The sequence below is a fragment of the Oleiharenicola lentus genome (assembly GCF_051660365.1).
Taxonomy (GTDB): domain Bacteria; phylum Verrucomicrobiota; class Verrucomicrobiia; order Opitutales; family Opitutaceae; genus Lacunisphaera; species Lacunisphaera lenta_A.
In genome coordinates, this window is the sequence record NZ_JBOZXB010000001.1 from 2,562,680 (window position 1) to 2,584,698 (window position 22,019).

General features: G+C 56.7%; 19 protein-coding genes and 1 tRNA gene. 10 read left to right on the forward strand and 10 right to left on the reverse strand.

Features of this window, described 5'->3' with window-relative positions:
* Positions 1–9: 9 nt before the first annotated feature.
* From ACRRQW_RS09740 to ACRRQW_RS09760, 5 genes are all read right to left on the reverse strand, one after another.
* Positions 10–1,020, reverse strand: coding sequence for an EamA family transporter (locus ACRRQW_RS09740; RefSeq protein ID WP_438481152.1), 1,011 nt, complete (start codon positions 1,018–1,020; stop codon positions 10–12).
* Between the two features lie 55 nt (positions 1,021–1,075).
* Positions 1,076–1,678 carry a DJ-1/PfpI family protein gene (locus ACRRQW_RS09745; protein WP_438481154.1) on the reverse strand — a complete coding sequence of 201 codons (603 nt, stop codon included), beginning with the start codon at positions 1,676–1,678 and terminating at the stop codon, positions 1,076–1,078.
* Positions 1,679–1,756: 78 nt separating this feature from the next.
* Positions 1,757–3,229, reverse strand: a complete 1,473-nt coding sequence (locus ACRRQW_RS09750; RefSeq protein ID WP_438481155.1) for a PLP-dependent aminotransferase family protein — start codon at positions 3,227–3,229, stop codon at positions 1,757–1,759.
* 213 nt (positions 3,230–3,442) lie between these two features.
* A complete protein-coding gene (locus ACRRQW_RS09755) occupies positions 3,443–4,327 on the reverse strand; it encodes a DUF6268 family outer membrane beta-barrel protein (RefSeq protein ID WP_438481156.1) in 885 nt (294 codons plus the stop codon).
* A gap of 64 nt (positions 4,328–4,391) precedes the next feature.
* Complete coding sequence (locus tag ACRRQW_RS09760) at positions 4,392–4,865, reverse strand: GNAT family N-acetyltransferase (protein ID WP_438481157.1); 474 nt, start codon at positions 4,863–4,865, stop codon at positions 4,392–4,394.
* Between the two features lie 87 nt (positions 4,866–4,952).
* On the opposite strand from ACRRQW_RS09760, the gene ACRRQW_RS09765 reads away from it, so the two are divergent.
* Positions 4,953–6,452 carry a DEAD/DEAH box helicase gene (locus ACRRQW_RS09765; protein ID WP_438481158.1) on the forward strand — a complete coding sequence of 500 codons (1,500 nt, stop codon included), beginning with the start codon at positions 4,953–4,955 and terminating at the stop codon, positions 6,450–6,452.
* Positions 6,453–6,534: 82 nt separating this feature from the next.
* Here ACRRQW_RS09765 and ACRRQW_RS09770 read toward each other — a convergent pair whose 3' ends face one another.
* A complete protein-coding gene (locus tag ACRRQW_RS09770; RefSeq protein ID WP_438481159.1) occupies positions 6,535–7,308 on the reverse strand; it encodes an SDR family NAD(P)-dependent oxidoreductase in 774 nt (257 codons plus the stop codon).
* Between the two features lie 163 nt (positions 7,309–7,471).
* Here ACRRQW_RS09770 and ACRRQW_RS09775 point away from each other — a divergent pair, with 163 nt between their 5' ends.
* Positions 7,472–8,071 (forward strand): HAD family hydrolase, encoded by a 600-nt coding sequence (locus tag ACRRQW_RS09775; RefSeq protein WP_438481160.1) that lies wholly within the window; start codon positions 7,472–7,474, stop codon positions 8,069–8,071.
* Positions 8,072–8,148: 77 nt separating this feature from the next.
* Entirely contained in the window at positions 8,149–9,237 is a 1,089-nt protein-coding gene (gene hisC, locus ACRRQW_RS09780) for a histidinol-phosphate transaminase (protein ID WP_438481161.1), read from the forward strand.
* A 5-nt stretch (positions 9,238–9,242) separates the two neighbouring features.
* Here the strand turns inward: hisC and ACRRQW_RS09785 are convergent, their stop codons facing one another.
* Positions 9,243–10,799, reverse strand: a complete 1,557-nt coding sequence (locus ACRRQW_RS09785) for a tetratricopeptide repeat protein (protein WP_438481162.1) — start codon at positions 10,797–10,799, stop codon at positions 9,243–9,245.
* Between the two features lie 157 nt (positions 10,800–10,956).
* On the opposite strand from ACRRQW_RS09785, the gene ACRRQW_RS09790 reads away from it, so the two are divergent.
* From ACRRQW_RS09790 to ACRRQW_RS09800, 3 genes are all read left to right on the forward strand, one after another.
* On the forward strand, positions 10,957–12,087 hold the full coding sequence (locus ACRRQW_RS09790; protein WP_438481163.1) for an outer membrane beta-barrel protein: 1,131 nt from the start codon (positions 10,957–10,959) through the stop codon (positions 12,085–12,087).
* 69 nt (positions 12,088–12,156) lie between these two features.
* Positions 12,157–12,759: a polysaccharide biosynthesis/export family protein gene (locus ACRRQW_RS09795; protein ID WP_438481164.1), complete on the forward strand. Its 603-nt coding sequence runs from the start codon at positions 12,157–12,159 to the stop codon at positions 12,757–12,759.
* An 8-nt stretch (positions 12,760–12,767) separates the two neighbouring features.
* Complete coding sequence (locus ACRRQW_RS09800; protein ID WP_438481165.1) at positions 12,768–14,978, forward strand: GumC family protein; 2,211 nt, start codon at positions 12,768–12,770, stop codon at positions 14,976–14,978.
* 2 nt (positions 14,979–14,980) lie between these two features.
* Here ACRRQW_RS09800 and ACRRQW_RS09805 read toward each other — a convergent pair whose 3' ends face one another.
* Complete coding sequence (locus tag ACRRQW_RS09805; protein ID WP_438481166.1) at positions 14,981–15,958, reverse strand: L-threonylcarbamoyladenylate synthase; 978 nt, start codon at positions 15,956–15,958, stop codon at positions 14,981–14,983.
* 64 nt (positions 15,959–16,022) lie between these two features.
* Positions 16,023–16,217, reverse strand: coding sequence for a 30S ribosomal protein S18 (rpsR, locus tag ACRRQW_RS09810; RefSeq protein WP_438481167.1), 195 nt, complete (start codon positions 16,215–16,217; stop codon positions 16,023–16,025).
* Positions 16,218–16,319: 102 nt separating this feature from the next.
* On the opposite strand from rpsR, the gene ACRRQW_RS09815 reads away from it, so the two are divergent.
* From ACRRQW_RS09815 to ACRRQW_RS09830, 4 genes are all read left to right on the forward strand, one after another.
* Positions 16,320–16,395 (forward strand) — tRNA-Arg (locus ACRRQW_RS09815).
* 293 nt (positions 16,396–16,688) lie between these two features.
* A complete protein-coding gene (locus ACRRQW_RS09820) occupies positions 16,689–18,230 on the forward strand; it encodes a M81 family metallopeptidase (RefSeq protein WP_438482351.1) in 1,542 nt (513 codons plus the stop codon).
* A 197-nt stretch (positions 18,231–18,427) separates the two neighbouring features.
* Complete coding sequence (locus ACRRQW_RS09825; protein ID WP_438482352.1) at positions 18,428–19,918, forward strand: M81 family metallopeptidase; 1,491 nt, start codon at positions 18,428–18,430, stop codon at positions 19,916–19,918.
* 73 nt (positions 19,919–19,991) lie between these two features.
* Positions 19,992–20,564, forward strand: a complete 573-nt coding sequence (locus ACRRQW_RS09830) for a YkgJ family cysteine cluster protein (RefSeq protein ID WP_438481168.1) — start codon at positions 19,992–19,994, stop codon at positions 20,562–20,564.
* A 38-nt stretch (positions 20,565–20,602) separates the two neighbouring features.
* On the opposite strand, the gene ACRRQW_RS09835 is transcribed toward ACRRQW_RS09830, so the two are convergent.
* Positions 20,603–21,955 carry a CapA family protein gene (locus ACRRQW_RS09835; RefSeq protein WP_438481169.1) on the reverse strand — a complete coding sequence of 451 codons (1,353 nt, stop codon included), beginning with the start codon at positions 21,953–21,955 and terminating at the stop codon, positions 20,603–20,605.
* Positions 21,956–22,019: the final 64 nt, after the last annotated feature.

Here is a 22,019-nt window from a genome sequence, read left to right on the forward strand (position 1 = left end):
GGACTCGACCTAGGTGCGCGAAGCCGCCTGTGGGGTCGGTGCGACTTCGGGAATGGGCGACGTCTTCTTTTTGCTCTTGGCGATGGTAATGATCGCGACGCCGGCAATGATGATCGCTGCGGCGACGAAAATGCGCGGGCTGACGGGTTCTTGGAGAATCCACCAACCGAGAAAGACGGCGACGATCGGATTCACGTAGGCGTAAGTCGAAACCCGCGCGGGGGTGCAGTGTTGCATGAGCCACACGAAAGTCGTGAAGCCGATGAGCGAACCAAACACCACGAGGTAAACCCATGACCACGCCGACACGGCGCTAACCGCGGAAAGTTGAAACGTGGACACTTCGCCGTTTAAGAAACTGACGATCATGATCCACACACTTCCGCAGAGCATCTGGATCGCGGACGCGGTGTAGGGATCGGCCGGCTCGTGCGCGTAGCGCGTGGCGAGCGAGCCGATGCCCCAGAACAAAGTCGCGCCAATTAATCCGAGCACGCTGAGCGGATCGAGGTGACCGGCGCCGGTTTTCATGACGTCGGGGCCGACCAAGAGCACGAGACCGACAAAGCCCAGCGCGAGGCCAACGAAGGTGAAGGCATTGGGTTTCGAGCCGCGCTTGCCGTCGCGGAAAAAATTAAACACCGCCCAGTCCATGAGCACGATGAACAGCGGGCTGATCGAAACGATGAGCGTCGTGATGCCGGATGGAATTTTTTGTTCCGACCACGATACCAAGCCGGTGCCGCCGAGACAGAGGAAGCCGCCGATGATGGCGTTGTCGCGCCACTGGTGGGCCTTCGCGCGAAACCCGCGCTGAACCGCGATGATCGCCGTGATGATCAACCCGGCGACAAAGTAACGCGTGCCGATCATCAGGAACGGCGGAATCGTTTCCACGGCGACGCGAATGCCGAGATAAGTGGAGCCCCAGATTAAATAGATCGCGGCGAAACCGGCGATGATGGCGGCGCGCGAGGGAGCCTTTGAGACGGCGGAGGAAGGTGGAGCGGAAGAAGACACGGAGAGGAGAGGGAAGCGGGAGCGGAGAAAGATTATGAGAAAGAGAAAAGATTTTTTAACGCGTGAGGCCGCCGTCGTTGCGCCAAGGATATTCCATGTAGCGGGCGGTTTGCGCGGCGGCGTCTGCGCCGAGGAGTTTCGCGACGAGGTGCAGCGAGACGTCGATGCCGGCGGAAATTCCCGCGGAGGTGAGCACGTGGCCGTTGTCGGTGAAGCGCGCGGTGTGATCGATGTCGGTGGTCGGCGCGACCGCGGCGAGTTCGGCAAAATTTTCGAAATGCGTCGTCGCGCGCAGACCGTTGAGCAAGCCCGCTTGTCCCAGCACGAGCGCACCCGTGCACACGGAGACGACGTGTTCGGCTTTGCGTGCGCGTTGGCGAATCCATTCGAGCACGCCCGGTTTTTTCAACAAGGCGCGCGTGCCGAATCCGCCGGGCACGACGAGGACGTGCGGTTGCGGGGCAGTTTCGAGCGTGTGATCAGGAACGATTTTTAATCCGTTGCGGGCGCGCGTGCTGCCGGGATTTTCTGCGACGGTGAACGTGTGAAAGGTTTCGAAGCCTGTCAGCTCATTGGTCACGGCGAACACTTCAAACGGCCCCGCGAAGTCGAGGATTTCGACTTCAGGGAAAACGAGAATGGCGACGTGGCGTTTCATGCGTGAAGTGTGTGATGGCTGGTAAGGAACGGTTTTTTGACCACGGATATAAACGGATCAAGTCCCCGCGCAAAACACTCACAGCTGCTTCTTGATCAATTCACCGAGTTTGTGGATCGCTTGCTCGACTTCGTCGGACCACGGCACGCCGCAACTCATGCGCATGCAGTTGTTGTAGCGATTTTTCACCGAGAACAAAACGCCGGGCGCAGTGTTAATGCGGAATTTCAGCGCGTCGTTGTGAAGTTTAAGCGTGTCCACTTTGGGCGGTAACTCGACCCAGATGAAGTTGCCGCCTTGGGGGCGACTGTAACGCGTGCCTTCCGGGAAACACTTAAGCATCGTCTGCGCCGTAAGGTGCAGTTGCTGCTGATATGTGCGGTGCAACGAGCGCAGATGATGATCGTAGCCGCCGTCGCGGAGAAACTCGGCGAGGGTTTTTTGCAACACGACCGGCGTGCCCATCGTGTTGGTGAACTTGAGGCGACGCACGCGTTCGAAATAACGTCCGGGCGCGGCCCAGCCGATGCGGAAACTCGGGGCGAGCGTCTTGCCGAACGACGAACACAGCATCACGCGGCCGTCGCGATCCCAGGCCTTGAGCGGCTTTGGGCGCACGTCGCCGAAATGCGTGTCGGCGTAAACGTCGTCTTCGATCGCGGGCAGATCAAATTCGCAGAGCAGTTCGTAGAGTTTCTTCTTTTTGTCGTCCGGCATGAGGCTGCCGAGCGGGTTGTGGAAGTTCGGCATGATCAGCAGTGCCTTCACGTCGTTTTGCTTGATGGCGTCGCGAAGCTCCTCGAGGCAAATGCCTTCGCGCGACGAGGTGGGAATTTCCAGCGCGCGCAGGTTGAGGCTTTGGATGATCTCCAGGAAACCGAAATACGCGGGCGTCTCGATCGCGATGGTGTCGCCGGGTTTGGTGACGGCGCGCAGGCAGAGGTTGAGCGCTTCCGAGCAACCGACGGTGACAACGAGTTCGTCGTGCGCGAGCGGCACGCCACCTTGCAAGTAGCGGCGGGAAATCTCGCGCGTGAGCGGCTCGAAACCGAAGTTCACGGCGTGTTTGCCAATGAGCGTCGGATCGCGACGCGCCACTGAGCCGAGCAAGCGCGCGAGTTTTTTCGTGGGAAATAAACTGTGGTGCGGGCACGCCGCGCCGAACGGCATGAAATCGGAGTTCATGGAGCGATCCATGATTTCGGCGGTGAGGTCGTTCACGCCGACGTAGGCGGGTTTCGCCATCGGCTTTGCCATGCGCGGCTCTGGGCTCATGAACGGCGCGCGCGCGCGGACGTAGTAGCCCGATTGCGGACGTGCTTCGAGGTAGCCGCGATTTTCAAGCACCGTGTAAGCTTGGAGCACGGTCGCGATGGAAACGTCGCGTTGCAGCGACATGCGGCGCACGGAGGGCACGCGATGACCGGGTCGCAACGTGCCTTGTTCGATCAACGATTGCAGCGAGCCGGCCAGCTCGACGTAGAGCGGCTGGGAAAGCCCCGCCGCGATCGGCGGATTCGAAGCGTTCGCGGGCGGGAGAGTCTGGATCATGGCGGCGGATTTGGGTGAACGTCGAAGATATCGGAAAACGTTCCCGGGCGGCAGTCGCAGCGTGGCGAAATTGATACCAGCACAGTTTTCGCTTTAAGGCACTGTATTAGTTACAATTCATCGCGGCAATCGGCGAACAATCCATGACTGAAAAAAACGAGCGCCGCGCCCCGCGGGGCTGATGGCCCCCGCGTCCATTTAATGACGGGCCGCTTAGAATGACGCTTTTAGCGAGAGTGCGCCGTAGAAGCCGGCGTCGCCGTTGAGCACGTAATCGCGGTCGAAGTAGTCGAATTTGCGGTCGGTCATGGAACCGACATCGACGTTCAGCGACCAGCGGTCGTGGAGTTTGATATCCGCGCCAACGCCCACGCGGATTTCGCGGTAGTCAACGAAGGTGTTGGCGAGGCGGCTGGTCGCGCCGGCGGGGGTGCCAAGCGATTCGGTGATGCGGAACGTGCCGCCTTGGAACGTGAGGCCGCCGTGCAAGGTGACGGTTTCGCTGAGTTTATACGACACGCCGGTGCGCGGGAAGCCGACGTTGAAGGTCCAGTCGGGGGCAAATTGCCAGCGGACTCCGACGATCGGGAGCACGGGATTGTCTGAGTAGGCGTTGAGGTTGAGGCCGAAAAACCAGAGGAGTTCGCGGCTTTGGGCAAACGCGGCGGTCAGGAGCAGCGGCGCGTTGAAGGTTTTGCCATCGATGTCTTCAAGGTCGCCGTAGAGGCCGGGGCGCAGGAAAACGCTGCCGCTCCACTGTTGAGAAAATTTGCGCGTGTAGCCGAGGTTGAGCGAGAGTTCGGAGAGTTGGTCGGGCAACGGAGTGCCGGGAGCGAGATCGAGGCTGTTGGTGGTGTAAGCGAGGCCGTAGGCGAACAGATCCGTGTCGTTGAGTGCGGCGCGACCAGAGAGGCTGAGTTCGTAACGGTGAACGGCGACGGAGCCGGCGGGGCCGTTGCGTTCGAGACTTTCGTCGGACGAGTAGGAATAACTGGTGGCGACGCTTTCCAAGAGCTGCGGACGAAAAGTCGTCGAAGCGGGCTGCGCGACGAGCGCGCCAATTGATAAAATAAAACCGAGGGCGATACGGGTAATCATGTGAAGTGTTCGCTTGGTCTTTACGGGTTAAAGGAAGTTCCGTGAGGAGAGCGTTTAAAGTTGGTCACGCGTAGCGCGCGAGCGCGGCGCCGGTGAGGCGGTTGACGCGCCAGTCGTTCATCTCGACCGCGCCGAGCGAACGGTAAAAGCCTTTCGCGGGCTCATTCCAGTCGAGCACGCTCCACTCCATGCGGCCGCAACCGCGCGCGTTGGCGATTTTCGCGAGGTGAAGCAGCAGCGCCTTGCCGATGCCGAGGCTGCGGAATTCCGGTTTTACGAACAGGTCTTCGAGGTAGAGGCCGGGTTTGGCGAGGAACGTGGAAAAGTTGAAAAAATAGAGCGCGAAGCCGGCGGGCTGACCGTTGTGTTCGGCGATGATGACATGGGCGGCGGGTTGGTCGCCGAAAAGGGTGCGCTCGAGTTCGGCGGCCGTGGCGGTGACTTCGTCGGCGAGCTTTTCGTAAACGGCGAGTTCGCGGATGAAATTAAGAATCAGCGGGACATCCGTGACGTGGGCGGAGCGGAGTTGCGTGGACATTTTAAAGCGAGGGCGGAGCAGGGCTGGGTCGAGATGCAGGATTGCAATGCAGGCATGGCAGGATGATATCCACTCTTTACCTATTCCATGCTGCGCAAGCTCATCACCAAAATCCGGCAGACTTTTACGAAGGCAGACACGCGTTCCGAAGCCAAACCGACTCCTAAACCTGCCAAACCCGCAGCCAAGCCCAGCCATTCGCGCCCCGAACCTCGCGGCGGAAGCCACGCACAAAGCGCTGGTTCTCACCGGTCTTCGCAACCGGCTCATGGTCAACGTCGCAACGCCCCCGCGCCGAAGGCGGCTGCGCCCGCTCCTGCGGCTCCCCGCGCGCACAAACCCGTGCGAGCGCTCCCGGATGTGCCGAAGGTTGAAACGACTTTTTCCGCGCTCGGTCTTGGCGATCGCATCGCTTACGCAGTGCAACAAAAAGGCTACGAAAACCCCACGCCGATTCAGGCGCAGGCCATCCCGGTGGTGTTGCAGGGCAAGGATGTGATCGGGTCCGCGCAAACGGGCACGGGCAAGACGGCGGCGTTTTCGCTGCCGATTTTGCAGCGACTTGGCCGCCATGGCGCGCTGCGTTGTCTCGTGCTCGAACCCACGCGTGAACTCGCGCTGCAAGTCGAAGAGTCGTTCAACACGTATTCCAAATACACCGATCTGCGCGTGACCGTGGTTTACGGCGGCGTCGGTTACGGTAAACAACGCGACGAACTCGCGGCCGGCACCGACATCCTGGTGGCGACACCGGGACGCTTGCTCGATTACATGGAGCAGGGCGAAATCAAACTCGACCAAGTCGAAGTCCTCGTGCTCGACGAAGTTGATCGCATGCTCGACATGGGTTTCCTGCCCGACGTGAAACGCATCGTCGCGAAAGTCGCGAAAAATCGTCAGACGCTGTTTTTCACCGCGACACTTCCGCCGGAAATCGAACAGCTCGCCGCGTGGGCGTTGAAGGATCCATTTAAGATTTCGGTCGCGCGCGAACGCTCGACGGCATCGACCATTACGCACGCGTTTTATCCCGTGGTGCAGGCGCAGAAGTTTGAACTGCTCGCGCATTTGCTGGAGCAAACGCAGTATCACAGCGTGATCATTTTCTCGCGCACGAAGAGCGGCGCCGACTACGTGGCGAGCCGTCTCACGCAAGCTGGCCATACCTGCGCCGTGATGCACGCCGACCGCAGTCAGGGCGAACGCGTGGAAGCGTTGAAAGGATTTAAATCCGGCAAATACGAAGTGCTCGTCGCGACCGATCTCGTCGCGCGCGGCATCGATATCGCCGACGTGTCGCACGTGATTAATTTCGACGTGCCGGAAAATGCAGAAGATTACGTGCATCGCATCGGCCGCACCGGTCGCGCCGAGAAAACCGGCGACGCGTTTACGCTCGTTACCGAAGAAACCTGGCGCGACGCGCGCAGCATCGAGCGTTTCATCGGCCAGAGCATCGAGTGGAAGAAGGTCGATGGTTTTAACTACACTTACTCCGGCATCTTTGACGGCGGCGGCATGCCGCAGGCCGCTCCGGAAAAACCCAAGAGCCGCCTCACGCGCGGCGGGCCGAGCAAGCGCCGCTAAGATGTTTTAGCTGGTAGGGGCGGTTATCCTTAACCGCCCTTTTTTTGTGATCGAAGGGCCGTTAAGAATAACGGCCCCTACCTCAGCAGCCGTAAACGCCGCCGTTGATGTCGAGCGTGGCACCGGTGATGAAGCCGTCGTATTCGCTTGCGAGGAACACCGCAGCGCGCGCGACATCCTCAGCGCTGCCACCGCGACCGAGCGGAATGCCGGCGATGGTGGCGTCGGCGGATTGTTTCGTGGTGTGCGTGGTGTGAAAACTCGTGCCGAGGATCAGGCCAGGTGCGAGCGCGTTGACGCGGATGCCTTGCGGGCCGAGTTCGCTGGCGAGCGAGCGCGTGAACGTGAGAATCGCGCCTTTGGCCGTGGAATAAACCAGCGAGCCGGCGTGACCGCCTTTGCGGCCGGCAAGCGAGGAGAGATTTACGATGCTGGCGCCGCCGCGGGTGTTGGCCGCGGCGATCAAATGAGGGGTGGCGGCTTTCGAAATGCGGCGCGTGCTGCCGAGGTTGAGAGACATGACTTCGGCCCAGAAATCGTCATCGGCTTCGGCGAGGGATTTGCGCGCGACGAGCGAGCCGGCGTTATTGATAAGCACATCGAGGCCGCCGAGGAACGCGGTGGCGGTCGCGACGAGTTGATCGCAGCCTTCGGTGGACGTAAGATCGCCGGAGGCGTGCGCGTAACGACGGCCGAGTTGCGCGGCGACGGGTTCGAGCGAACGAGCGCCCTCGGCGCTGCTGCGATAGTGAACGAAGACGTCGCAGCCCGCTGCGAGCAGCTGACGGCTGATGGCGAGACCGATGCCTTGAGCGCCGGCGGTGACGAGGGCGCGTTTGCCGAGGAGCTTATTCATAATAATTAGATAATCACGCGAGACGCTGCGCGTCTGTCAATCGCGAGCGCGGCCCAATCCGTTTGTCATATAATATATGACAAACGGATTGGGCGTAGTTTGCTGAGATGGGTGGAGTTTGGCGTTGCGCGGGGTGGTGCGCGCGATTCGTTGAGCCTTCTCGATGAAACTTAAAATTCCTGCAGGCGATTTCGGCGGCTACATCTTCGATCTCGATGGCACGCTCGTCGACACGATGCCGTTGCATTACCGAGCGTGGAATCGTGCGATGCAGCTCGCCGGTTTAAGAGAGGAATTGAGTGAGGATCTGTTTTATTCGTTGGGCGGCATGCCGACCGTGAAAGTGGCAGCGGTTTTCGGAAAACACTACGGCCTCGAGGTCGATGTGGAAAAAGTGTTTCACCAAAAAGAAGCGCTGTTCCTCGAGCTGAAATCCGAAATGAAATTGATCGAGGCGGTCGTCCAATTCGCGCGTGATGCGGTTAAGCAGGGCAAGCCGGTGAGCGTGGCTTCAGGCGGGCCGCGCGACATCGTGCGGACGACGCTGGAGTTGATGGGACTCGCGCCGTTGTTTCCGGTGGTGGTAACGCCGGAAGATGTGGTGCACGGCAAGCCGGCGCCGGATATGTTTTTACTCGCGGCGGAGAAAATGGGCGTGCCGCCGGAGCGTTGTTTGGTGTTCGAGGATGCTCAGCCGGGCATTCAAGCGGCGGAGGCGGCGGGGATGCTTTGGGTGCACGTGGATAGTCGGATCAAAAGTTGAGCGTCGATTGGGAGAAGATGCAGAAACGCCGGCAGGTTTTGATTTGAGTCGGGTCAGGTGAACCGGTGGGGTGGGGCATGACTTTTACCGAGCTGGCGAATAAGGGGATTCTCACGCAACCGGTCTATGAACCGGGCAAGCCGATCGAGCAGGTGGCGCGTGAGTTGGGGTTGGATCCCGCGGGAATCGTCAAGTTGGCGTCGAACGAAAATCCCTTTGGCCCCTCGCCCAAAGCCATGGCGGCCGCGGAAAAGGCGTTGAAGGAGGCGCATCTTTATCCGGACGGCGGGTATTATGCCTTGCGGCAAAAATTGTCGGCAAAGCTGGGGTTAGGAATGGACCAATTTGTAATCGGTGATGGGTCGAACGAAATCATCGAACTGCTGGGACATGTGTTTTTGTCGCCCGGTGATGAGTGCGTGATGCATCAGTCGTCGTTCGTGGTGTATAAGTTGGTGACGCTGATGTTCGGCGCAAAACCGGTGGAAGTGCCGCTGGTGAACATGCGCCAAGACTTGGAATCTCTGTTGGCGGCCATCACGCCGCGGACAAAACTGGTGTTTTTGGCCAGCCCGGCAAATCCGGTAGGGGCAACGAATACGGCGGAGGAGATTGAGAAATTTGTGCGTGCGCTGCCTCCGCACGTGGTGCTGGTGTTTGACGAGGCTTATGCGGAGTTTCTGGAGACGCCGCCGGATCTGCGCCCGTTGGTGGCTGAGGGGGCGAAGCTGATCTGCTTGCGCACGTTTTCGAAGATCTATGGCTTGGCGGCGATGCGGGTGGGCTATGGTTATGCGGCGAAGGAGCTGATCGCGTTGATTCAGCGGGCGAGGCAGCCGTTTAATGTGAACGGCATCGCCTCGGCGGCAGCGGTTGCGGCGTTGGACGACGGGGAGTTTGTCGCGAAGTGTCGTGCGGCGAATCGCGTGGGTTTGAAGCAACTCGGCGAAGGGTTTGAGAAGCTCGGCTTGGAGTTTGTGCCGGGGCAGGGGAATTTCCTGCTCGTGAAGGTCGGCGATGGCGCGCGGGTCTTCGGTGCGCTGCAGGAGCGGGGGTTGATCGTGCGGCCGGTGAAACCTTATGGATTGCCGGAGTGGGTGCGCGTCACCGTCGGCTCGAAGGAGCAAAATGAACGCTTTCTCACGACACTCGCTGAGGTAATTTGAGGGAACTATCGCTTTGCGTGACTGGTTACGGATCGCAGAGAGACGAGCAGGTCGGCTTGATTGTTTAAAAAAAGATGCTGGTCGCTGCCGAGGGACTGTCGCACGCTTGTGGCGATTTCCCGGGAGGGATTGCGGAGTTTTAGAAACTGGTCGATGTGCTGCGGGAGGCTGGCAAAATTCTGCGTTTTCAGCTCCAATTTAAGGAGATTGGTGAGGGCAGCTTCGTTGTGGGGGTCAGCGAGTGCTGCTTTGCTAAATAATAGCAACGCAAGGTCTTCGGCTCCGAGTTCGAGCAAGCGGTTTGAGACAACCACTAAATTTTCGGCGCGAAGATTTTTTTGGGATACAAGGAGCTCAAGGTTTAAGCGTGCTTCCTCGGGTTGGTGGAGGCCGTGGTAAGCGACTGTTTTTAACCCGCACAGCACGGCGGCATACTGCGTCGTCCACTGGGGAAAATCACGCGAGTAGCGAGTCAGGAGATCGAGCGCTTCCTGGTAAGAGCCGGCGGTGACGCATGACTCGGCGACCATCAACGCCACCGCGCAGCCCGCCTCCGATTGAGGGTTTAATTGAGTTTGGACCCGTCGTGCCAAGGAGGATTGACCGGTATATGCTGCGAAATCTGCGAGGAGCAACAAAGCCTGTTCATTTGACGAAAACAGCTGGAGGTAGTGTTCGACTTCACTGGCTACCTTGGGGGCGTCTCCGCGTTGATGGTGTAGAAGCAAGTAGTCGATGCGCGGGGCAGACGCGAATGGATCAGCCACCATCCGGCCAATCACCGCGGTTTCCCATTCATGAGTGCGATTGAGTAAGCGATAGAAATTTATCTGCAGGGCTCTGAGCGCGTCATTACCGCTGTGAGAAGCGAGGTGGTTTTCAAGGGTGACTAGCGCGAGTTCAGCATAGCCTTTTTCCCAGACGATTTGAGCATCTAAAGCAACGGCGTCCGCGGACTCCGGTGGCAGGAAGGTCTTAACGATGTCCGCGGCATCATCGAAATTACCTAAATTTAAAGCGGCCTTCGCGCCGAGAGCCGCAACCCAAGCAGTGTTTCCCGGCAAACGGGCTGGACTAGTCGCCGATAAATTTTTTTTAGCCAGAGTGAGGGCTAGTTGATCTTCCCTTAATTTGATTAGGAGTGAAATGCTTTGCGTGAGGGCGTCAAAATTATCGGCGGATAGATTTTGATCATCGCTCAGTAGGTCGACGGCAAGATCGGGGCGCCCATATGCAAGATAGACCTCGGAAAGTAGCAGACGGCCTCGGAGATTCTTCGGAGAACCGGCTACTCCGGAGCGCAAAAGATGGAGGGCTTGATTAAAGTCTTTTTCTTGCAACAAGCGCTCGGCCTGCCGGATAAAAAAGTCCCCTTTCGCTACTCGAGAAGCCGCCCAGCGGCTCGGGAAAACGATATCTTTATACCGAACCTCGGTGTATTTTTGACGATATTTAACGAAACTCCATGCTGCTGACGTGGTGGCAATCCAGGCTGCCGTCGAAAGTGATAATGTTGTGATCATCACTGTTTTAAAACTAAACCTGTGAAGAAGAATGCGCATGTTTCAATTTGCACTTCAACGATGTGACCCTAGGAGCTTAAACCAAGATTGGTGTAGCTGTTAGATTTTTGTCAAATGGCATAGTATAGGCTTGAACAAACGGTAGTTTTCTCATCTTTCACAGCACCAACCGTAATTAAAGGCCTAGGAGCCATCTATGAAATACACCGCGCGCATCGTTACATTATCAGCACTCACGTGCCTCGCAGCACATGCTGCCCCGTTTATGGCAGTCGGCGACAATGCCGAGCTGTTCATCACTGCCTCTGGCTCGATCAAATTTGATGATAACATTTATTTGGATCCGACAGCTGAACAAGACGACACGATTTTCAGCCTGACGCCTGGATTGGATTTGGTTTTCGGCAAAGGCGCTGCGACTTCTGGTAACGTTTATTACCGTGAAGAAATTCGTCGCTACACAGATGCTGACAATCAGGATACGGAATTGTCCGACATCGGCGTTGCTGTTAATTATGACAATGGTCTGACTAAGGGTGGCTTTAACGCTTCCTATAAGCAATTGGCGCAGAATGACAACGATATCAATCCCGCGAATGTCGGGACCATTGTCCGTCGCAAGGTAACTGATATCGGTGGTGGTTTGGAGTTTGGCCTTACGCAGAAGACCTCGCTGTCTGTCGGCGCCACTTTTGTTAAAACCGACTACGGTCCTTCGAGCTATGTCGATAGCGATGTCTGGTCGCTTCCTTTGGATGTTTATTATAAAGCGACACCAAAGATGGATTGGAGCTTGGGCTACAGTTATCGCACTACGGATCTCAGTGGCGCTGGCGTAGATAATGACGACAGCTTCTTTAATATCGGTGCTCGTGGTGAATTTTCGCCCAAGCTTAAAGGTCAGGTTCGCGTTGGCTATACTCAACGTTCCTTTGACTCCGGTGGCGAAGAAGATCTTTTCGGTCTAAATAGCTCTTTGAGCTACCTTTATTCAGATAAGTCGACTTATCAGCTCAGCGTTTCCAACGATTTCAGCAATTCTGCTTTTGGTTCATCTACCAAAAACTTTACGATCGGTTTGAACTCCACAAATCGTTTCACCGAGCAATGGGCACTTAATCTGGGCCTTAATTACCGCTCGGTAGAGTATATTCAGACGGCTGTGCGTGAAGACGACTTTATCGAGGGTAGTGCTGGGGTTAGCTACATTTACAGTAACCTGTTAAACTTCTCGGCATCATATACTTACCGGGATAATGATTCAAACGTTGGCGGTGCTCAGTTTACAAATAACGTGTTGAGCTTTGGTGCGAATATTCGCTATTAATCTCTTGGCATAATTTCTTGACGGAAGAAGATCTTGGATCTTCTTCCGTTTTTTTATTTCTCCCCGCAAATGACCACACTTGTATTCAGTCGACACTTCATTGGATCAGCATTGTTCCTGGTTCTCATGACTTGTGGAGTGTCCCAAACTCCAGCGAGAACTGAAACCCTCGACTATGTTATGCAGCCATCGGATTTGATCCGAGTGGTTGTTTTCAAGGAGCCTGACCTGCTGCGTGAGGTTCGGATTTCTCAGGAATATACGATAACTCTGCCTTTGATTGGCACGTTAGACCTCGCGAACAAAACAGTTCGCCAAGCCGAGGAAATGATCCGCGCTCTTTACGATAAGGATTACCTCGTAAATCCTCAGATTAATTTAACGGTTTTGGATTACACCGCTCGAACCGTTCAAGTTTTTGGCCAAGTGAACAACCCTGGTTCGATCGTGTTCACTCCCGAGCAAAAAATGGGTTTGATGGAAGCCATGGCCCGGGCGGGAGGTCATACCCGGTTAGCAGATACTAAAAAAGTTCGGCTCACGCGCACCTCTGCGGACGGGAAAACCGAAAATTTTATTATAAACGTGGACGATCTCATGAAGGGTGCGTCTGGTGAACAATGGTTGCTGCTCAAAGGTGATGTGATTTTTGTGCCTGAGCGCCTTCTCTGATAAATCTCATGGATTCTCATTCTAAAGTTGAACCTGGTGTGGGCAGTGGTGCCTATCCTGACGCTTATTATGGCGGCTATGGCATGGCTGGCCAAAGCGATAACCAAATGCAACGAAGCCTTCAGGATTACGTCCTGATCCTCCGCGAGCGCATTTGGTATATTGTTTTGGTCTTTGCCTTGGTTTTCTCGGCTGCTGCCATTTTCACGTTCACACAAACGCCGCTCTTCCAGTCCTCGGCCAGCGTTCAGGTTTTCCGCCGGGACCCTGTGGTCATGCAGGTTCAAGGTGTCATGGATAATGAAATCAGATCTGCGGAAGATCTGAATACCCAGGTCAAGATTCTTGAGAGTTTCGCCATTGTCCAAAGAGTTGCTGAGCGGCTCAATGGGAACAGCGAAGATCTTCGGGCGTTTCTGGCTCCTTATGATCGTGGTGATAAAGCCGAACCGCTCAATCCTGCCTCCATCGTCTATAAAAACCGGAAAATTGTGCCGGTGCGCTTGAGCTTACTTTTGCAGGTGCAGTATTCTCATCCGGACAAGTTCATTGCCGCTAAAGTTGCGAATCTCTTCATCGACGAATACATCTCCTACAACTCCCGCCAGCGCATCGAAGATTCGATGAAAGCGGTCGATGACCTCAAAGAGCGCGCTGATCAGCAAAAGAAAAAAGTGGAGGAGCTTGCGACTAGTTTGCAGGGTTATCGTGAGAGAAACAACATGGTGTCTTTGGATCAGCGCAAAGATATCGTTACCGAAAAATTAAAGGCACTGAGTTCGTATGTGACTGCTACTACGGCCCGCCTTAATGAGTCGGAAATTCGGTGGCGCCAAGTTCAGGAGCGCAAAAACACCCCGGCGCTACTTCTAGACCTCACGTTCATCTCCAGCCAGTCTTTGATTGTTCAGCTGGTGCAGCAGATTTCGTCTCAGAAAATTGTGCTCGCGCAGCTTCGTGAGCAATACCGTGACCGGCATCCAAAAATGATCGAGGCGGCGAATTCGCTCGCGCAAACCGAGCGCGAGCTTAGCCGCGCGATTGAGTCAACTTCCGCGACAATCGAAGCGGATTTCCAGACAGCTAAACGCGCTGACGACGAGGCGCGGTCGAACCTTCTGAAGCAGGAAAAGGATTCACTGGAACTTGATCGTTACGCGGTGGAGTATTCGAACCTCGAGCGGGATCTCGGTATCAATGAGCATCTGCTGAACAACATTCTTTCGCGCATGCGCGAGACGTCGATGAGCAGCACGATTGAGACCCAGAGCGCTCGTATTGTGGATCGCGCCGCGCCCGCGGCTAAACCTATCTCGCCAAACATAACGCTCAATCTCGCCTTGGGGTTTCTGGGTGGGCTCGCGTTGGGAACGGCTTTTGCGTTCTTCGTGGCCTATATTGATGATCGAGTGAAGAGCTCTTTTGATATCGAGAGCGTGATCGGTATTCCTCTCGTGGGAATTATTCCTGAGATCAAACGTATGGATCAGCCGGACAAGGCGCAGATCGTGATCAACAATCAGGACAAGCAGGTCGTGGAGTCATTCCTCACTTTGCATTCCAGCCTGCGGCTGAAAGATGAAAGTAAGCGCGCTCAAGCTATCCTCGTTACCAGCACGATTCCTGGCGAGGGTAAGTCATTCACGACTACCAATCTCGCGCTCACGTTTGCTTCGCATGGTGAGAAAGTCGTGGTGATCGATTGCGATCTTAGAAAGCCAAACATTCACAAATCCTTTCGCTTGGAAAATATCAAAGGCGTCATCGATATCTGTGCGGGCACTCAAACGATCGATGACGTCGTTATTCGGAACGTGCATCCAAACTTGGACGTTATCCCTGCCGGTGGACGCGCCAAAAATCCTACGCAAATCCTGAACAGCAAAAATTTCGAGGTTATGATCTCGGATCTCAGAAAGCGTTATGATCGCGTGTTTGTGGATACGCCTCCGTTGGCAGCAGTCAGCGATGCCCTAATCGTGCTTCCTCTGATGGATGGCTCATTGTTCACGATCTTCTTCAATCGTGTGCGTCGCAAGGCCGCCCAATTCAGCGCACGCAAGCTCCTTGAGGTTAACGTGCCGTGTTTTGGAGCGGTGCTAAACGGCCTGAACTTGGCTGTTTCCGGTTACTACTACGCCCAATATTACGACAAATCCTACAAGGATTACTACGTAACGATGGCGAAACGTAGTGACGACAATTCCGTCGATAAGTGAGGTCAGCGTTTAGCTGCAGCGCGTTTAAGGCGGTCGTTAATTGCGCCCGCCAATTCGCCTTCAGCTAAAAGCTTTTCCACTACGATCTCTTTGAAACCGCTCTTATCGGCGTGCCTCAGCACCCGGTAAAGATTGCGAGCGATCTCTTCCAGCGAACCGCGCTCGCTCAGCCAAAATATATTTGGTGCTGCGAGTGACCTCGGCCTTCGCAAAACGATGATTCCCGTGTCTTCCTTAACGCGCGTATTTATGGCGTTGGTTAAGCGCAGCGGAGTCCGTGGGCTGTAATGCTTGGCAAGCATTCCGGGAGCGACTTGTCGCGCTCGTTGGGATTTCGCGCCCGACGTTTCGCGCACTTCATTCCCCAAAACTTTTTGAAGCGCTGAAACCCCAATGCTTCCAGGCCGCAAAACGCGTGGGTTGTTTGGGTCGGTTAAATCTAGAATTGTGGACTCCACTCCGAGCACGCAGGGGCCGCCATCGATTACATGCCGAATTCTCGCTCCCAAGCCGTCGGTGACGTGCGCCGCTTCGGTTGGGCTGATGTAGCTAAACGAATTTGCGCTCGGTGCCGCGAGCGGGACTCGCGCAATTTTTAGAAGCTTCCGCGCAACCTCATGCAAGGGGGCACGAATCGCGACGGTGTCGCCGCCAGAAGTGACGATTCTTGGAATGCAGGCCTTTCTGGGAAGCACGAGCGTAAGCGGCCCGGGCCAGAATTTTTTTGCCACTTTTCGCGCGGCTGGATTGAAGTCTGCGAGTTGCTCCGCTTGCTCGAGTCCAAGCACGTGGACAATCAACGGATCGTTACGCGGTCTCTGTTTTGCTTTAAAAATTTTCCGACAAGCCGAGCTATCGAGCGCATTAGCCGCCAACCCATAAACGGTCTCAGTGGGAATGGCGACGAGTTCGCCCTTTCTGAGTTCAGCTGCGAGGTAGCGAAGATTTCGCAGGGTTGGTTTATAGGTTTTGGCCTTCATCGGTTTCGGGCGAAAAAAAAGCCGGAGCATAAGCTCCGGCTTTGAAAAGGTGCCGGCAACGGCATTATTGCATCGTCAGCATGTTGCGCGCGGACTTGATCTTCGAAGTGACCTTGCGCTGCTGCTTTGCGGACATGCCGGTGTATTTACGCGGGAGGATCTTGCCTGTGTCCGTGATGTAACGGCTCATCAGTTGCGGGCTGGTGAAGGGGATCTGCTCGGGCGTAAGGCTCTGTTGCTTCTGTTCGGTGCTGCTCATAAAATGAAAAGAGGTCGGAAGGTTGGCTTCAGAGAGTGACCTGTCAACGGGCATTTTGAGTTTGCCGATAATCTGTTGGCAGGCCTGTTTTGGCGCTGATTAGTCCCCGTAGCTCAACTGGATAGAGCAGTGGTTTCCTAAACCACCCATCCCGGTTCAAGTCCGGGCGGGGGCACCATTCTAAAATGCTGGATTTGAGGTGATTGCCTGCCGGCGGCCATGCGCGCGGTCAACTGGCCACACTTAAAAATCGGGGTTTACCCTGAGGTGTGCGGCATGTTCTGGGCTTTAGTTAAAAACTTCGCGTGGCATCTTGCCCTCCGTGTGGCGGGCGCGTCGTAACCCATTTCCCCTTCTCCCATGACTCGTTTCTCATCCTTGTCCGGTCAGACCATGTTCTCTCTTTCGCGGCTGCTGGTCGTCGCTTTGCTTTCGGCACTGGTCAAAGCCAATGCCGCGCCAAATAAGCCGATGCGTATCGCGGTGCTGCAATTCAGCCACGAAACCGTTTCGTTTTTGAAATTCGACACCACGATCGAGGATTTCACTTACGAAGGCTCCCCGGCGCGCGGCGAAGCGCTCCTCCAAGCCAGCCCGCGCGGTTACATGGGTGGCTTCGTCAAGGTCGCGCGCGAATTCGAGGGCGTGGAGCTTGTCGGTATCGAATCCCCGCTCAGTTCGCGGCGTGGTTCGGCTTCCGGCTTCCTTACGGAAGACACTTACGAGCATTTCGTCGGCAAAATGATTTCCGAACTGAAAGCACAAGGCCCGTTCGACGGGGTGTATATGTCACTCCACGGAGCTATGGCGGTTCGCGGTATTCCGAAGCCTGAAGCGGAACTTGCCCGTCGCGTCCGCGAAGTCGTCGGGCCAAACGCCTTCATCGCCGCCACCTTCGATCCCCATGGCAACGAGGACGAAGATTTCCTGAAATACGCCAACCTCGCGTTCTGCATCAAATATTATCCGCACTACGACGGTTACCATCAGGGCGAGCGCGCGGCGCGCACACTGGTTCGTTCGATTCGCGGCGACTACAAACCCACCACCGCCACGCGCAAGCCGCCGATCCTTACGCCGTCCGTGCTGCAATGGACCGGTTCCTACGAATGGATGAGCATCGTGCAACGCGCCCTCACGTGGGAAGCGCGCGAGCCCGACGTTTACGTCAACTTCTTCTACGGTTTTGCCTTCGCCGATGTGCCCGATGTCGGCATGTGTTTCGAGGTCACGACCAACGGTAACCCGGAGCTTGCGCAATATATCGCGAACGACATGGCGATGGCTGCGTGGCGCAAACGCGAAGAATTATTCAGCGGCACCAAAGTGCATCTGCACAAAGACGCCGTCGCCGAAGCCAAGAAAGCCCTCGCCGCCGGTAAAACCCCGATCGTGCTCGCCGATCACAGTGACCGCACGGGCTACGCGACTCAGCTCCTTGAGCAAATCAGTAATCAAGGACTCTCCGACACCCTCATCGGCACCGTCGCCGACAAAAAAGCGATCGACGAACTGCGCGCGAAAGGCGTGAAAGTCGGTGACCCGTTCGACATGGAAATCGGTGGACTCGTCGACGTCTCCGCGGGCAAGGCGGTTCGCATCAAAGGTGTCGTCAACACTGTCAGTGGCGGCATTGGTCGCGGCGCGGCGAAGAGCCAGCTTTGGGTGAGCGTGAAATTTGGCAACAACAACGTCCTCGTGATCAGTCCGTTCATTTCTCAAATCACCGACCCGCGCGCATTTCTTCCGCTCGGCATCAATCCCGACGATTTCAAAGTCATCGCGATCAAATCGCGCGTGCATTTCCGCCGCGGGTTCGACGACAACGGCTACGCAAAAACGATCCTGCTCACCGAGCCTGACGAACCGTTCCTCGGCACGATCCGCGTCGAAGCGCTGCCTTACCAACACACGAATGTGAACAAATTCTATCCGCACAACAAAACGATCGACTACAAACCCGAGGGTTACAACCCAGCCGCCGGCTTGGCTGAAAATCCCAGCGAAGGCTGAGTTTGTTTTCAGGTAGGGCCCGACCTCCGGGCGGGCCGTCGTTTTAGGTTACACGTGTTTTCCCGCTCAAATCCGTTCACTTCATGAAATCGTCACACGCTTTTCCTCTGTTCCGCGCGTTTTTCTCTGCGCTCATTATTCTCGCCGGTGCACTCACCTCGACCGCAGCGATGGAAAAAATTAACACCGACAAACCGGTGCGCATCGCGGTGGTGTTTTTCATGCATGAAACCGTGACGTTCCTGAAAAACGACACGACCTACGATGACTTCATCTACGAAGGTTCGCCCGCGCGCGGCGAAGCGCTGCTAAGCGTCGATGGCTTCGGTTACATGGGTGGATTCGTGCGCGTCGCACGTGAGCATCACAACGTCGAACTCGTCGGCATCGAATCACCGCTGTTTCCGAAAACCGGCACGGCGTCCGGTTGGATCACCGAGGACGCCTACGGACGCTTCTCCGCGAAAATGATCGAAGAACTGAAAGCGCAAGGCCCGTTCGACGGTGTTTATATGGTCGTGCACGGAGCCGCGGCGGTGCGTGGCGTGCGCGATGCCGAAGCGGATCTTGCGCGCCGTATTCGTGAAGTCGTCGGGCCCGATGCAATTATCGCTGGCACTTTTGATCCGCATGGTAACGAGGACGACGAGTTTCTGAAGAGCGCGAACCTCGCGTTCTGCGTGAAATATTATCCGCACTACGACGCGCAACTCCAAGGGGAACGTGCCGCGCGCACGATGATTCGTTCGATTCGCGGTTCTTACAAACCCGTCAGCGTCACGCGCAAACCGCCAATCCTCACCGCATCGGTGCTCCAATGGACGGGCAAATCGCCGTGGATGGATCTCGTGCAACGCGCGCTCACGTGGGAAGCGCGCGAGCCGGATGTGTTCGTGAATTTCTACTACGGCTTCGCTTTCGCCGATCTCGAGAACGTCGGCATGACCTTCCAAGTCATGACCAACGGCGACCCTGAACTCGCCAACAAAGTCGCCGACGACATGGCCAACACCGCGTGGCGCAAGCGCGAGGAATTGGTGAGTGGCACCCAAGTTTACGACATCGCCGACGGTGTGAAACTCGCCGGCGAAGCAATCAAGGCGGGCAAAACGCCGGTCACACTGGCCGATCACAGCGATCGTTCCGGCTCGGCGACCTGGTTGCTCGATCAAGTCATCAAACAGGATCTTTCGGATACGCTCATCGTCACGGTCGCCGATAAAAAAGTCATCGATACGCTGCGCGCTAAAGGCGTGCGCGAGGGCGACGATTTCGACATGGATGTCGGCGGTCTCGCCGACGAATCCGCCGGCCAGCCGGTGCGTGTGAAAGGCAAGATTCTCCACGTCACCAACGGAATCGGCGGCCTCGCGGCGCGCGGCCAGATGTGGGTGAGCGTGAAGTTCGGCAAAAACAACGTCCTCGTGATCAGTCCGTATCTTTGCCAGATCACCGAGCCCGAACAGGTCGCGCCGCTGCAGCTGAACTGTGACGATTTCAAAGCCATCGCGATCAAGTCGCGCGTGCATTTCCGCCGCGGTTTCGACGACAACGGCTACTCGCCGACCATCTTCCTCGTCGAGCCGCCGGAGCCATTCCTCGGCACGGTGAAAGTGGATAAACTTCCTTACACGCACACGCGCGCCGACAAGTTTTTCCCGTTCAACAAAAGCGTTACGTATCCCTGATTTGGAGCACGTGCAGTCTTTGGCCGCGTAACCTCGGCTTGCGCTTCGACTGCCTGTCGCCCGATGGTGAGGCGTGGAATCACTTCAACAACTTTGCCTCGCCTGCGGCCTCTGCTGCGACGGCACGCTGTTTGATAGCGTCCGACTTGGCGCAGGCGACGACGCGAAAAAACTGAAAACGTTGGGTTTGCCGGTGAGGGTCACACGCACAGCGCCGGCAGCGACGTTCTTTCGGCAACCCTGCGTGGCGTTGTGCGCCGATCGCACCTGCCAGGTTTACGCAGATCGCCCGGCGCAATGTCGGACGTTCGAATGCCGGGTGTTCCAGGATGCTAAAGCGGAGCGCATCACTCCTGCGGTCGCACTACAGATGGTTACGCAAGCCCGTCGTCTCGTGGAAAAGGTTCGCCGGTTGCTGCGCGCATTGGGCGATGCCGACGAACACCTTTCTTTGAGCGAGCGATTCCGACAGACACAAAAGCGGATGGAGACTGAAACGACTGACTTGGACGCCGGGCTGTTGTTTGGGAAATTGGGACTGGCTGTGCATCAGCTCAGTCTGCTGACGCACGATAAATTTCACATCCGAGTGGATGAGTCGGGGAGAACTGATGAGGTGAGCGCAAAAAAACGCGCGCTTAGCTGAAGCGCGCGTAAGTGGCGAAGCCGCACGATCGGGCTCGCTTAATTAAACTTAATGATACCGATGCCGTTCTCGGCAGTGACTTTCGTGCCCATGGGGGCGGAGAGGCGGCGAACGTCTTCGAGGATCTTGGCGGATTCTTCGGCGTTGGCGGGATAGGGGCGACCGCGGTTTTGACGGTTTTTGCCGAAGCCGAGGACGACGGGATGCAGGTTGATTTGCTTGAGCGTGCGATCTTCGCCGAACACCGTTTCGGCAATCACGCTTTCCCAGTAGTGTTGATTCGCGGGGAAACCAGTCGTTTCACCTTTGGTGCGTTTCCAGAAATAATCCCCGGGTAGCGATTCGTTGGTGAGCTCGGTTTTGTCGTAGTTTTCGGCGGGCTGGTATTCGACGAGGTCATTTTCGAAGATGAAATTACCGAGGCTGTAAAGGATCGGGCGGTTTTTATAAACTTCGATGCCTTTCAGGAAATGTGGACCGTGGCCCACGACGACGTCGGCGCCGTTGTCGATCGCGGCGCGGGCGAACTTGATGTAGAAATCAGGAGGCAGCTCGTCCTGGCCGGGGCCGGGATTTTCGTGGCAGTGAATGGAAACGATAACCCAATCCGACTGACCGCGCGCATCGCGGACGCTGGCCATGATCTCCTCAAAATCGGTTTTGTTCATCTCGCGACTAATGGTGCCGGGTGTGGCGCCCGCTTTGAAATTACCGCCCAGAAAATTCACATAGGCTTCGCCGCTCTCCGTTTTGCGGGCGCCGCGGGTGCCGGCGAATTTTTGCATCAAGGCGAGCGTCGCTTGGTCGACGGTGTAAGTGGCTTCGTGGCGCAGCGGATTCAAGCCGGGACGGCCGGGCATGTCTTTGCGTTGCGGGCCAGCAGGGCTTGCCTCGGAAAACGTGGAGGCGAGGGAAATAAGCGCGACGCGACCGGAGCGGGCGTCCCAGTATTTCGGACTGCGCGCACGGGCGAGGTTTTCGCCGCCACCGGCGTGAACGAGTTTCGAGGCGTCGAGCGCGGCGATGGTTTGGCGCAGGCCTTCGATGCCGTAATCATTGGTGTGATTAGTCGCGAGGGAGACGATGTCGAAGCCGGCCCATTCGAGTTCGCTGGTCACGTAAGCGGGCGAGCCCATGTAGGTGCCGCCGCTCTGCGCGGCGCCGGGGATTTTGAAATCATGCACGAGCGTCTCGAAATTGGTGAACGCCACGTCGGCTTTGCGGATGGTGGCGAACATTTGGTCGACGTTGGGCGCGACGAAGTTCGAGAGGCGACGATTGATGATCGCGTCGCCGGTGAACACCATCGTGGTGTCGCCCGAGCCGGCCATCTGAGCCGCGAGCGGGGTGACGATTGACAGCAGGGCAAACGCGGAAGGGAGCAGGCGCATGGGAGTGGTGGTTGGTGCATGCAGCCGCGCAACGCGCGCGACTTCGATGAGCTGAGTTAACTGC

Coding starts and splice junctions, on each gene's coding strand:
- ACRRQW_RS09800 (WP_438481165.1), top strand. CDS start 12,768: ATGGATTCTCATTCTAAAGTTGAACCTGGTGTGGGCAGTGGTGCCTAT.
- ACRRQW_RS09805 (WP_438481166.1), bottom strand. CDS start 15,958: ATGAAGGCCAAAACCTATAAACCAACCCTGCGAAATCTTCGCTACCTC.
- ACRRQW_RS09775 (WP_438481160.1), top strand. CDS start 7,472: ATGAAACTTAAAATTCCTGCAGGCGATTTCGGCGGCTACATCTTCGAT.
- ACRRQW_RS09745 (WP_438481154.1), bottom strand. CDS start 1,678: ATGAAACGCCACGTCGCCATTCTCGTTTTCCCTGAAGTCGAAATCCTC.
- ACRRQW_RS09770 (WP_438481159.1), bottom strand. CDS start 7,308: ATGAATAAGCTCCTCGGCAAACGCGCCCTCGTCACCGCCGGCGCTCAA.
- ACRRQW_RS09755 (WP_438481156.1), bottom strand. CDS start 4,327: ATGATTACCCGTATCGCCCTCGGTTTTATTTTATCAATTGGCGCGCTC.
- ACRRQW_RS09750 (WP_438481155.1), bottom strand. CDS start 3,229: ATGATCCAGACTCTCCCGCCCGCGAACGCTTCGAATCCGCCGATCGCG.
- ACRRQW_RS09835 (WP_438481169.1), bottom strand. CDS start 21,955: ATGCGCCTGCTCCCTTCCGCGTTTGCCCTGCTGTCAATCGTCACCCCG.
- ACRRQW_RS09795 (WP_438481164.1), top strand. CDS start 12,157: ATGACCACACTTGTATTCAGTCGACACTTCATTGGATCAGCATTGTTC.
- hisC (WP_438481161.1), top strand. CDS start 8,149: ATGACTTTTACCGAGCTGGCGAATAAGGGGATTCTCACGCAACCGGTC.
- ACRRQW_RS09785 (WP_438481162.1), bottom strand. CDS start 10,799: ATGCGCATTCTTCTTCACAGGTTTAGTTTTAAAACAGTGATGATCACA.
- ACRRQW_RS09790 (WP_438481163.1), top strand. CDS start 10,957: ATGAAATACACCGCGCGCATCGTTACATTATCAGCACTCACGTGCCTC.
- ACRRQW_RS09820 (WP_438482351.1), top strand. CDS start 16,689: ATGCGTATCGCGGTGCTGCAATTCAGCCACGAAACCGTTTCGTTTTTG.
- ACRRQW_RS09765 (WP_438481158.1), top strand. CDS start 4,953: ATGCTGCGCAAGCTCATCACCAAAATCCGGCAGACTTTTACGAAGGCA.
- rpsR (WP_438481167.1), bottom strand. CDS start 16,217: ATGAGCAGCACCGAACAGAAGCAACAGAGCCTTACGCCCGAGCAGATC.
- ACRRQW_RS09760 (WP_438481157.1), bottom strand. CDS start 4,865: ATGTCCACGCAACTCCGCTCCGCCCACGTCACGGATGTCCCGCTGATT.